Annotated in this window: 13 protein-coding genes and 1 riboswitch; of the genes, 5 read left to right on the plus strand and 8 right to left on the minus strand. The window is 39.8% G+C overall.

Annotated features, from left to right (window positions below; all coding sequences use genetic code 11):
* The first annotated feature begins 160 nt into the window (after positions 1-160).
* Entirely contained in the window at positions 161-1,060 is a 900-nt protein-coding gene (locus MKY18_RS15295; protein WP_342497562.1) for an iron-hydroxamate ABC transporter substrate-binding protein, read from the plus strand.
* Positions 1,061-1,134: 74 nt separating this feature from the next.
* On the opposite strand, the gene MKY18_RS15300 is transcribed toward MKY18_RS15295, so the two are convergent.
* The 3 genes from MKY18_RS15300 to MKY18_RS15310 all read right to left on the minus strand — a co-directional run bounded on the left by MKY18_RS15300 (position 1,135) and on the right by MKY18_RS15310 (position 3,688).
* Positions 1,135-2,541 carry an amino acid permease gene (locus tag MKY18_RS15300; protein WP_319610284.1) on the minus strand — a complete coding sequence of 469 codons (1,407 nt, stop codon included), beginning with the start codon at positions 2,539-2,541 and terminating at the stop codon, positions 1,135-1,137.
* 192 nt (positions 2,542-2,733) lie between these two features.
* Positions 2,734-2,912, minus strand: a riboswitch (Lysine riboswitch).
* Positions 2,913-3,033: 121 nt separating this feature from the next.
* A complete protein-coding gene (gene sspJ, locus MKY18_RS15305; protein ID WP_003213383.1) occupies positions 3,034-3,177 on the minus strand; it encodes a small acid-soluble spore protein SspJ in 144 nt (47 codons plus the stop codon).
* Between the two features lie 82 nt (positions 3,178-3,259).
* Positions 3,260-3,688: a MarR family winged helix-turn-helix transcriptional regulator gene (locus MKY18_RS15310; protein WP_044140924.1), complete on the minus strand. Its 429-nt coding sequence runs from the start codon at positions 3,686-3,688 to the stop codon at positions 3,260-3,262.
* 171 nt (positions 3,689-3,859) lie between these two features.
* Here MKY18_RS15310 and MKY18_RS15315 point away from each other — a divergent pair, with 171 nt between their 5' ends.
* The 4 genes from MKY18_RS15315 (at position 3,860) to modB (ending at position 7,918) form a co-directional block, all read left to right on the plus strand.
* Positions 3,860-4,351, plus strand: a complete 492-nt coding sequence (locus tag MKY18_RS15315) for a metal-dependent hydrolase (protein ID WP_044140925.1) — start codon at positions 3,860-3,862, stop codon at positions 4,349-4,351.
* Between the two features lie 123 nt (positions 4,352-4,474).
* Entirely contained in the window at positions 4,475-6,325 is a 1,851-nt protein-coding gene (locus MKY18_RS15320) for an LTA synthase family protein (protein ID WP_342487480.1), read from the plus strand.
* 151 nt (positions 6,326-6,476) lie between these two features.
* The gene (modA, locus tag MKY18_RS15325) at positions 6,477-7,253 is read left to right on the plus strand and encodes a molybdate ABC transporter substrate-binding protein (protein WP_319610286.1); all 777 of its coding nucleotides are present in this window, start codon (positions 6,477-6,479) and stop codon (positions 7,251-7,253) included.
* Positions 7,253-7,918, plus strand: coding sequence for a molybdate ABC transporter permease subunit (gene modB / locus MKY18_RS15330; RefSeq protein WP_044140928.1), 666 nt, complete (start codon positions 7,253-7,255; stop codon positions 7,916-7,918). The genes modA and modB overlap by 1 nt, the downstream gene beginning before the upstream one ends.
* A gap of 29 nt (positions 7,919-7,947) precedes the next feature.
* On the opposite strand, the gene MKY18_RS15335 is transcribed toward modB, so the two are convergent.
* The 5 genes from MKY18_RS15335 to MKY18_RS15355 all read right to left on the minus strand — a co-directional run bounded on the left by MKY18_RS15335 (position 7,948) and on the right by MKY18_RS15355 (position 12,154).
* Complete coding sequence (locus tag MKY18_RS15335) at positions 7,948-8,910, minus strand: ABC transporter permease (protein WP_342487481.1); 963 nt, start codon at positions 8,908-8,910, stop codon at positions 7,948-7,950.
* A complete protein-coding gene (locus MKY18_RS15340) occupies positions 8,885-9,547 on the minus strand; it encodes an ATP-binding cassette domain-containing protein (RefSeq protein ID WP_044140931.1) in 663 nt (220 codons plus the stop codon). The genes MKY18_RS15335 and MKY18_RS15340 overlap by 26 nt, the downstream gene beginning before the upstream one ends.
* Positions 9,548-9,657: 110 nt before the next feature.
* Positions 9,658-10,161, minus strand: a complete 504-nt coding sequence (locus tag MKY18_RS15345; RefSeq protein ID WP_185107858.1) for a hypothetical protein — start codon at positions 10,159-10,161, stop codon at positions 9,658-9,660.
* A 208-nt stretch (positions 10,162-10,369) separates the two neighbouring features.
* Positions 10,370-11,215, minus strand: a complete 846-nt coding sequence (locus MKY18_RS15350) for an aldo/keto reductase (protein ID WP_012011253.1) — start codon at positions 11,213-11,215, stop codon at positions 10,370-10,372.
* Between the two features lie 69 nt (positions 11,216-11,284).
* Complete coding sequence (locus MKY18_RS15355) at positions 11,285-12,154, minus strand: ROK family protein (protein WP_342487483.1); 870 nt, start codon at positions 12,152-12,154, stop codon at positions 11,285-11,287.
* Positions 12,155-12,164 lie beyond the last annotated feature (10 nt).

Below are 12,164 nucleotides of genomic sequence, written 5' to 3' on the forward strand. Positions count from 1 at the left end.
TTGTTCTGAACATTTTCTTTATTTTCATCAAAAAACCGTGAGAAATTTACCATTTTTCTTTAGGACCTAAAATAGCCGATGCATTTTTCATCCCATCATGTTACGATACAATTGAAATTGAGAATCATTATCACAATAAAGTGAATAGGAGAGAATCTTTGTGAAAAAACGATCTGGATTTCTTTTGATTTCCTTAGCCATTCTTATGCTGTTTACAGCTGCTTGCGGCAGCACTTCAAATAAAAAATCTGGCGCCAACCAGAATGACACAATCACTTATCAAGATGTCAAAGGTGAAGTTAAACTCCCTAAAGATCCGAAACGAATTGTTCTTCTGGCAGAAAGCTACTACGGAGACCTCGTGACACTTGGCAAGACACCGATTGCTACAACTGCCCCCATCTTTAAAAACCCTTTCTATAAAGGAAAAGCGGATGGTGTTAAAAACCTTGGAACAACCCCTTCTGTCGAAAAAGTAGCCGCTTTGAATCCAGATATGATTATCGCTTGGGGAGAAGACGAGAAATTTGATCAATACAAAAAAATTGCGCCAACCGTTGCCATTAAATACAATCAATATTCCTTTAAAGATCAGCTAAAAGAATTCGGTAAAATGACAGGTACACCGAAAAAAGCAGCAGAATGGATCACGAAATGGGACACCAAAATTGCTGAGGTAAAGCCTAGAGTAACAAAAGCGATCGGCAGCAAAACCGTTTCAATCGTGTCACCTTTTGATAAAGGTATCTATATCTTTGGAAACACCTTTGCACGCGGAGGCGAAATTATTTATGACGAGTTGAAATTACGTGCGCCAAAGGCAGTTAAAAAAGATGCCATCGACAGCGGGGTCGGCTATGCAAACATTTCCCTTGAAAAGCTGCCAGAATACGCAGGCGACTATATTTTCACTAGTCCATGGAGCGGTTCAAAAAGTAAAGGAGACCAGGTGTATGAAAGCAGCATTTGGGCATCACTTCCTGCTGTACAAAATAAACACGTATTTGAAATCGATCCTGTCGGTTACTTCTTTAATGACCCAGTGTCACTAGAAGGATAGCTTGAGTTTATTGTGGACCGTTTAACATCTGCATCATAAAAAAACGTTTCTCCACAAGTGAAGAAACGTTTCCCTTATTCTGTTCCTTTGGCAAATCCTTTTGACATGAATGGATAAAGCAAAATACCTACTAAGAACAGACCGATGCCAAGTCCAAATGTTTTCAAATCAGCTGTTCCAGAAATAATGACCCAAGCGGAATACCCCATCGCTACAAGTGCAATGATTCCGTCTCTTGTTCGCTTCCCTTTTTGAAGATCATACGTGTCACCTTGCATGATGACTTTAAAGCTATAGATCGAAGACACAATATACGGAATGAGATACGCAAGTGTCGCTGATGTCGTTAAAAAGGTAAAAGCTTCATTAATCGTACGAGACATCACTGAGAAAATAAACAGCTGTGACATAATGTTTGTAACCGTTAAAGCAAAAACAGGACTGCCTTTTTTGTTTGTTTTTGCAAATACTGCCGGGAAATCGCCAGCCTTTGCTGCTTGATACGGTACTTCTGAACCAAGTAAGATCCAGCCGAGCATCGAACCAAATAAACAAATAATCGCAAGCAATGCCATTACAATTCCGCCAGCCGGTCCTATAATGAGCTGAAGCACGTCAACGAATGGTTTATCTGAGCCTTGCAACTGATCGTGCGGTAGGACGCCCATTGTAATCAAAGTAATAACCATGTAGATAGAAAGTGCAATTAAAAGACCTGTAATCGTTGCACGTTTCACATCGCGCTGCGAGGACGCTCTTCCTGATAAAATGACAGCAGATTCGATGCCAATAAATGCCCATAGTGTGGAAATGGCCGCATGATGAATTTGGCCTCCAAGTCCGAGCATTCCTTCGCCTTTTGCTGCAACTGGGAAGTAATAATGTTCAAATAATGCCGTTTGGAATGCAAATAATCCCGCAACAATAAAAAGGACGAATCCAAGTACCTTTGAAAAGGTCGTAATAAAGTTTAATTTACTTGCAGCACTTAAGCTTGTAATTAAGATAGTATGTGTTCCCCAAAGAAGAATGGTACATACAATAAATGTTGTCAGCTGACCAAGTGTGATCGCTTCTTTTCCAAAGGTGAAAATCTCCGTCTTCACTGTGAGAATAGGAAAAAATGTCGTTAAATAACCGGCAAGACTCGTAATAATCGCGACATTACTAATCCAGCTTGCTACCCAATATCCCCAAACCATTGTAAAACTGGCCGCTTTCCCTTTTTTCGGATCGTTAAAAAGCGCTCTTGCATAACTTTGTGGTCCAGCCGTTAGCTGCGGCTTATGAATGGACAAATGCCCAAAAACAAGTGCAATCATCAGCACACCGCCACCTGTGACAAGCCATGCCATCGTCACACCTAAAGGACTCGCATGCTGGGCAAGCGTACTTGGCAGCATAAAGATGCCTGAACCTACCATATTTCCGACGACAAAAGCCGTCAATAACCAAAAACCCCATTTTTTTGTCTGTTCCATTTCCGTACCTCCGTTATATTCACTTCGGACCAGACCCGGCAGTATCTTCATTGATATATTTGTGAAGCAATGACTTGTATTCTTTATGTTCATCATGGGTCACTTTCTTAACAGCATACCCTTATCTTCGGTACTCAGAACATAAAAAAAAGCCTGAACAACAGTCCATGCTTTTCAAAACATACACCTTGATCTCCGGATAGCCCTCCACGCTTCAAAGACGTGGCAGTCCTGCATTTATTCAATGCAGACCCAGCATAAAGAAAGTTGGAGCTCTCTCTACACTTCGGCGCTGATGCCTTTTTTCTCATGATCTTCGATTCCATCTCTCCCATGAGTGACTCATCATCCGCGCAACCTCTACCTCACTGAGACATAGCGTGAGGATTTCTATTCATTTTTACTACACGAAGGTTATCAAACATTCTCACTTCTGTCAAAGGGAAAAACATAGAAAAAAGGCAGAGAATCATTTCTCTGCCCTATACCTGCTTATTGATCATTGTTTTTCTTCTTTTGTACAGCTTCCTGAAGCGGATCGCCTGCTAGCTCTTTGCTTGCTTCTTCTAACAGCTGATCTACTTGCTTGTGGTCTTTCTCGCTTTTCGCCTTTTTATCCTTTTGGAAAAATGACATCGCTGTTTCCTCCCTTTTCATAAAATGCGGTTGCCTGTTTAATTTGTACTACAGTGCGCCGCATTATACAAAGTGGAAAGGCTCAATCATCATGAAAGGTCTGTCTCATTTTTTGCAGGTACGTCAAAAAGGTCTTTAAGTCTTCCTTTGTGAAGTCTGACATCATATGCTGAATCACCTTTCCGAAAAGACGTGTATGCTTCTCATAAATCGCCTGCCCTTTTTCGGTGGCTTCTAAACGGACGAGCGAGGGGTCGTCTTTGTCCCGTTCTCTCTGAATATAGCCCTGCTCACATAATTTATTGAGTGCAATGGAGGCTGCACCTGGGTTTAAAGAGAGTCTTTGTTTCAGCTCTTCGGCATGTGATACTTTGCCTTGTATCAAAATAGAAAGAGCATATATCTGCGGAGGCGTGATGTCTTTTTCTAACTCAAGTAACTTGCGGTTTAATTTACGGCTGACTTCATAATGTACAAGAACAATTTCTTTTAAAATGTCTGCATTACCCATCCGAATCGCATCCTTATCGTTAGTATCAACATGACTTCCCCCTTATTATAGAATGTTTTTCCAACCAGCCAACCCTTTTGTCCTCTTTTTCTTTAGAAATAAGCCTTGCTGAATGAATTCACCCTTGATATAGTGGGTACTTGAACAAAAGATAGAACAGGAGTACGCATCATGACAGGAAAAACACATATTATGGGCGGAATCGCCGCCTCAACAGCCGTCGCCTACTACTACGGATTTGACCCAGTCATCATGGCTGCAGCTGGATCAGCAGGTGCTTTGATCCCCGACCTTTGCCATACAAAAAGTAAAATCGGTAGAAAATTTCCGCTGCTCTCGGCAATGATCAGCAGCGTATTCGGTCATCGCACGTTCACTCACAGTTTATTATTTCTGCTGATCATTTATTTTCTCGCGACAACATATATACCAAATGACAGCCTAAGTATCGGTTTACTAGTTGGAATGACGAGCCACCTTATCCTTGATGCTGGAACAGTAAACGGCATTAAATTTTTATTTCCAGCTTCCATTAAAGTGCGTCTCCCCTTCTATGTCAAAACAGGCAGCACAGGAGAACAAGTCGTACTAGCTGCTCTCACTGTCGTCACCTGCTATTACATCGCCGTCATCTGCGGCATATCTATCCCCATTCAGTTCTAACAGAATAAAAAAGAGTTTTGCGAAAAAATAAGATATCAATTGATCATTCCTCATTTTTTTAGTAGGTTTAAGATAAGTGTTTTTGCCTTGCAGCTGAATACAGAATGATGAGGAGATACATAAATGAAAGCGTTTTTCAAAAATCACTGGTTTTTAGTGTATTCCATCCTCTTCATGTGGATGAAAACATACATCATTTATCAACTAGGATTTCACATACGAACGGCCAATCTGTTTCATGAATGGCTGCTTTTGATCAATCCACTTAGCTTTCTACTCCCTTTGTTTGGGATAGCTCTTTTTTTAAATGAAACCAAACAAAAGGTCTTTTTATTGACTGCAAATTTTATTCTTACGGCGATTCTTATATCGAATACGATCTTTTATGGTTTTTACATTGATTTCATTACCATTCCCGTGCTATTCCAAGCGAAGAACATGGGAGATATGGGCAGCAGTATGACGGAATTATTCCACCCGCTCTTTGTGCTGATGCTCGTTGATTTTGTTGTACTTGCTTGGCTGCTCAAGCGCAAACCATTAGTCCCAAAAGCGTCATACAAGACGATCAAAACATATTATGCGATCTGTTGCAGCTTCCTATTGTTTCATGTCAGCTCAGCTATGATGGATCACCCTCGATTTCTGACAAGCTCTTATGATCGTGAAGTCATTGTCAGAAACCTCGGGCTGTTCCAATTCCATCTGTATGACGGTGCTGCCCAAACGGCACGCATTGGACAAAAGGCCTTTGCAGATGAAGATACGCTTTCTACTGTAGCAAACTACACAAAGGCTGATTACAGCGGACCAAACGAAGAGTACTTCGGACTTGCTAAAGACAAAAACGTTGTGTTCATTTCACTTGAATCCACGCAGCAATTTGTCATGAACCAAAAGGTAAATGGACAATATATCACTCCCTTTTTAAATCAATTGGCTAAAAAGAGTTTTTATTTTGATGAATTTTATCAGCAGACAGAGCAGGGGAAGACGTCCGATTCAGAGTTTATTGTCGCTAATTCCCTCTATCCTTCTAGTAGCGGCGCTGTCTTTTTCACAGCAAGTGACAATGAATATGACACGTTATACAAGCAGTTGAAAAAAGAAAACTATGAATCCGTCCAATTTCATGCAAATAATAAAACGTTTTGGAATCGTGATGTGATGTATGAATCTCTAGGAATTGATCGTTTTTATGATGTCGATTCATATCATGTCAATGAACTGAATTCCACTGGCTGGGGCTTAAAGGATATCGACTTCTTTGATCAATCCGTTGATCATTTAAAAAAGTTGAAGCAGCCTTATTACAGTACGTTTATTACTTTGACCAACCATTTTCCATTTGAAATTGACCCGAAGGATCAGTTTATTGATGAATATGATTCGTCCAGTACCATTTTAAATCGCTATGTGACGACCGTCCGCTATCAAGATGAAGCAATTAAGACATTTTTTGACCGTATGAAAGAAGAAGGATTGTATCACAATACGATGTTTGTCCTCATGGGTGACCATTATGGCATCTCTGAGGCACATCATGAGGCAATGGCACAGTTGCTCAATAAAGAGGAAATCACACCGTTTGATGCGGTCAAACTGCAGCGTGTTCCCTTTTTAATTTACATTCCTGGTGTCACGGATCAAGCACCGCAGACGATTTCTGAAACAGCTGGTCAAATAGACGTAAAGCCAACACTTCTTCACTTACTAGGGATTGAAACGAAGGATTCCATTCAATTCGGCAATGATTTATTTTCAAATGAACGGACGCCTTTCGCTGTACTGAGAAACGGTAACTTTATTACAGATGATTATCTCTATACAAAAAACACCTGCTATGATCAAAAAACAAAAGAACCCGTGAAGCAGGATGAGGTATGTCAGCCTTATATCGAAAAAGCCAATAAAGAGCTCTCCTTATCAGACAAGGTGATCAATGGGAATTTGCTGCGTTTTTATCAGCAGTAAACAGGATAGAACGATCTCCTTCGTCGTCACGCTGAAAGTCGCCATTTGGCGGCTTTTTCTTTTCTCTTTTTATTGAAAGCCTATGAATGCTCAAATAAGTTTGCTTATAATAAAGGGAACTACATGATATTGAATGATAAGAGGTGTGAACATGAAGTATATATTCTTAGCCTTCATCTCCATATGTTTGCTTCTGAGTGGATGCCAAACAGAGATGAAGCCATCTAATTCGAATAAAAAAACAGAGCTTGTGATTTCAGCAGCGGCAAGTCTTCAGGATGCACTAAAGGAAATTGAAGCCTCCTTTCACAAACAGCATCCACATGTGACATTAACGAATAACTTCGGGTCATCCGGCGCATTGAAGCAGCAAATCGCTCAAGGAGCAAAAGCGGATCTCTTTTTCTCAGCAGCTGAAGAGCCCTTCGATGAACTTGTTCAATCTGGAGACATTGACCGAGAATATATCAAGGACGCCATACAAAATGAGCTAGTCCTTATTGTGCCAAAAGATGGCTCTTCCTCTATTAAAAGCTTTCAAGACGTCCAGCACATAAAAGGAAAGATTGCTCTTGGCACACCTGAATCGGTTCCTGCTGGTACATATGGAAAAGAGATCTTCACAAAACTGAACATATGGGACCAAGTGAAAAAGAATGCTGTCTATGCCAAAGATGTACGACAAGTTCTAAGCTACGTTGAAACTGAAAATGTCGAAGCAGGTGTTGTGTATAAAACAGACGCCCTCGTCTCCAAAAAGGTAAAGATTACAGCTGAGGCAAATTCGGACATGCACTCCCCGGTTATATATCCAGTAGGGATTGTCAAAGGGACAAAACATCTAACGGAAGCCAAGGCCTTTTTTCAATTTCTTCAATCTGATAAAGCCACATCCATTTTTAAGAAATACGGCTTTCAAGTGTCGTAATGCCTATGCTCACTGAAGACTTTCTATCACCCATTTGGCTGTCCGTTCAAGTGGCCATCGTTAGCGGACTGTTGGCCACTGTCTTTGGCACAACGATTGGCTTCTGGATGAAGCGAACAACTTTTAAAGGGAAAATGATTGTGGAAACGCTCCTGATGATGCCGCTCGTTCTCCCGCCAACAGTCGTTGGCTTTTTATTGCTCGTCGTATTCGGAAAGCATAGTGTAATAGGGGGCGTGATTGAATGGATTTTCCATCAGCCGGTCATTTTCACATGGTGGGCGGCGGTCATTGCTTCGACAGTCGTGGCATTCCCGCTCATGTATCAATCAGCAAAGGCTGGCTTTTCTACAGTTGAGTCAGATATTGAAGGGGCTGCAAAAGTAGATGGCGCTCATTCATTCCAAGTCTTTGCCTATATTACGGTACCTCTTGCCCTGCCATCCCTCTTGTCAGGCAGCATCCTCAGCTTTGCAAGAGCCCTTGGAGAATTCGGAGCGACCTTAATGTTTGCCGGCAACATCCCAGGAAAAACCCAAACACTCCCAACCGCTATTTATGTGGCGATTGATTCTGGACGAATGGAGCTTGCTTGGGCATGGACGATTTGTATTGTGATTTTATCTTTTATTATGCTCTTGGCTGTGCGAAGAAGCAGTACATAAAAAATCCCTCTATATGAGAATAGGGGGATTTAGACTACATATTTACTTTGACGTTTTACAATAGTATAAGTCATCAAAGATGACAGGTAGAATAGCAATGAAATACTAATCAGAATGGTGGTTATATTCATGGGAATAGGCTCAAATAATTGGTAGTTTCCTTTAAACGAAAAAAGGTGCAAAGCTAAGTTGGCGACCATGTTTTTTAAATCAAAGACACCTAAGTTAGGGATCAGTAAAAAATAGACCATATAGATGATCCCTGATAATATAAAACTTCGACATAAACTGCCTAAATAAAAAACAATTGTACTAAATAACCAACTAGTACAAACAACAAACATGAATTGAAGCAATATAGAATGTTCATTACTATCTTTATATGTAAACAATTGAACAGATATATCATTTGATATGGCAGAATAAAAGATATGGCTAGCTATATAAGAAATAAGAGAAAGAATAGGAATCAATAATAGAATGATGACATACAGAGATAATTGCTTAGAAAACAATACATCATTCCACTGATATCGAACTGCCTTTATTTTCAGCGTTTTATATTTAAAATCATATGTTGATAAATAAATAGCATATAAACCAAATACGAGAGGATAAAAGATAAATCCCATCCATTCTAAAGTTGTTGAAATCGTTTGAGTGGGTTCCATCAAATGAAGTGAATGAATAAACTGCTCATAATCATATTTCAAGACATTTTCTACAACTTCCCCCTCAGCTCCGGCTAGTTCTCCTTCTTCTATGTTGACTGGCATCGTCAAAGCCTTCTTAATATCAATCCCGAGCTCTTTGTATTCACTTTCTGTTTTTACATATTGGGCATAGTTGGATTTTGTTGTTTCATATTGAGCATATACATTCCATAACGAAATCAGCATTAATGGAATGAACAAGACAAGAAATGCTTTTGCATAATATTGATATAAAAACTCTTTTTTCATTAATTTAAAGATATGTTTGATAGATGTCACCCAAATCCTCTCCTTTTTCCTGAAAGTCATGGATTTGAATCATTGATTTGTCTTTTAAAATAAACAATTCATCCACAATAGATGAATAAAATTCAAACTGATGACCTGTAGCAATAATCGTCATGTCTTCAGACCATTTCTTAATCATTGCTTTTAATTCCATCATTGTTCCATAATCTAAACCATTTGATATCTCATCTAAGAATAAATATGTTGGTTTTGTTAAGGCAATGAATATGAAACTTAGCTTCTTTTTTTGTCCATATGAGTAATGTTTGACCTTTTTCTTGAGAATCTCATGTGGCAGGTATTCTCTTGCCAGTTCATCACACTTTTTTTGATCAACAGGGCTATTTAACAATAATCTTATATTTTGATAACCGTTTAGATTTAAATAGAGTGGAGTATCATCAAACATCACCTGAATCTCATTTCTTACTTGGTCAATTGGCTGATCGTTATACAAGATTTCCCCTTCATAGTGTTCTAATTGGAGTAAGCATTTCATAAAAGTTGTTTTTCCGGATCCATTCTTGCCCATGATGAAATTTATTTTTTGATGTTTTATTTGAATATGTAAATCTTCAAATACAGGCTGATGTCGATATGTTTTTGTCAATCCTTTTACATGGATCATTTTCCAAAAACCCCTCTTAGTATTTTTTGAGATTATTTATAATATTTAAACAGCGCTACTATGATTTGTAAATAGTTCTTAAGTAGCGCCTTTTCTATTAATCTATTATATTAATCCCAACCATGTTTCCCTTTTCCATTAACCCAAACTCGATCTGTAAAAGAGTTACTCACAAAGGTAACATCTCCCCACGGAGTGGGTGTTCCAAATTTAAGGGTTGTTTTATGTGCCCATTTATGAAGTTTAGATCCCTTATAGTATCTTTTAGACCCATTTTTCACCACTTTGTTAGGGAAGACATAGCCCGCATCTTGAGAACCAGAACTCGATTTGACTTTACCCGAAGAATATTTCCAATCTACATATGATTTGGACCAAGCCATAAAGCTCCCTCTAGATGTGGTTAGCCTTTTAGCATACACTTTCGAAGCACTTGTAGACATCTCACCTTTATTCGTTTCCTTTACTGTTTGTACATACATGGTACTACTAGAATAATCTTCTTGAAGTACTTTTTGCTCCTTACTTAAACCAACATTTGTTGCTTCGGCAAATGTCGTAGGTAGAATCGTGGCACCCAAAGTTAACGACAAGCCAAGAATGACTTTTTTCATATAATTAACCTCCTTTTATTTACAGTTAATAATTTACCATATACTTCATTATAATTCCATAAATCCAATTATATTTAAGGTGGATTTAAGGAGTTCTTAGGATCATAGATTATCTTTCATTAATAAAAAAACACCTTTCTATTAGTCATAGAAGTGTCTCACTCCTACGCCTATCGAAAGGTGTTCTTATCATTATTCTATTGCATTATCATTCAAACCCAACCGTCATCGTCTCTGGATTCGAGCCGACGCGCTCGTTATTGTTTAATGCATCGATTTTTTCCATGTCTTCTTTTGAAAGTTCGAAATCAAAAATATCTGCATTTTGTTTAATGCGTTCTTCGTTGATTGATTTAGGAATCGTCACGACGCCGCTTTGCAGATCCCAGCGCAAGATGACCTGAGCAACAGATTTGTTGTAGCGTGCAGCCATGTCCTTTAATACGTCATGATCTAATAGCTTTCCTTGCATGAGCGGAGACCATGCTTCAATTTGAATGCCTTTTTCTTTTGCGTATTGACGCAGTTCGACAAGTGTCAGTTTCGGATGAAATTCAACTTGGTTCACGGCTGGAACAACCTCAGCATCTTTTAACAGCTCTTCTAAATGCTGAATGTAGAAGTTGCTGACGCCAATGGCTCTCACTTTCCCATCCTTGTAAAGCTTCTCAAGCGCACGCCATGTGTCTTTAAATGTTTCTGCATTTGGGCCAGGCCAATGAATCAAATAGAGGTCTAAGTAATCAAGACCTAATCGATTCAAGCTTGCGTCAAATGCAGCCAGTGCTTTATCATAGCCTTGATCCGTATTCCATACTTTAGACGTAATGAACAAATCTTCTCGTTTCACGCCAGATTCTTTAATCGCTTTGCCTACGCCTGTCTCATTTTTATAAACGGCAGCCGTATCAATACTGCGGTATCCGTTTCGTATGGCTGCTTTTACGGCATCTACCACTTGATTGCCGTCCTCCACTTTGAATACACCTAAACCAAACCAAGGCATTTCCACTCCGTTATTCAGTGTTACGGTATCATTCAAGCTTTTAACCATTTTAACAACCACCTTTTTCATAGATTCCATCTTTTTCATTATCTCACGTTGTCCATTAAAACTCTATTATCAGGCGTTTTTCTTCGCTTCGATGGCTAACAGCAAAGCTCCTGTCATGCCTGCCTTGTCCTCAAGTCCAGGAGAGACAATGTATGTATCAAGCGGCGGCAGGTCTACATAATCATTGAGATAAGCAGCAAGCTTCTCTCGAATTAGTGGAAACAGCTGTTTTTGCTTCATGACGCCCCCGCCCATAATGATGCGCTCTGGGCTTAAAATGAGCGAGTATTGCATCAGTGCCTGCGCCAAATAATCGGCTTCAAGTGCCCAAACTGCTTCTTCCTCTGTGAGCTCTTTGGCAGATTTCCCCCACCTTTTCTCAATCGCTGGGCCAGCTGCCAGTCCTTCTAAACACGTTCCATGCGCTGGGCAGACTCCTTCAAATGGGTCTGATTCATGCTGCCTGACAAGGATGTGCCCCATCTCTGGATGCGAATGACCGTGAAGAAGCTCGTTTTTTACAATAGCGCCAGCACCGATCCCCGTACCGACCGTGATATACATACAGCTATTCAGCCCTTTGGCTGCTCCTTTTGTTAATTCACCTAAAGCTGCCGCATTGACATCTGTTGTAAAAGATACTGGGACTTCTAATTGCTTCTCTAGCTCTGGGATGAACGGGTAATGCTTCCACTCTACTTTCGGCGTGTTCATGATATAACCATAAGAAGGGTCGTCCTTTTGGACACAAATCGGTCCAAAGGAGCCGACCCCTAATGCTTCAATGTCATGCTGCTCGAAAAATGGGATGAGCTTTTGTAACGTTTTTTCTGGGTGCTCTGTAGGAATCGTCATTTCTTCGAGAATGTCCCCGTACTCATTGCCAATTGCACAACAAAACTTTGTACCGCCAGCTTCAATTGCTCCATAATACGCCATCATTGATCTC

The organism is Bacillus sp. FSL R7-0672, from assembly GCF_038601465.1.
Lineage (GTDB): Bacteria > Bacillota > Bacilli > Bacillales > Bacillaceae > Bacillus > Bacillus pumilus.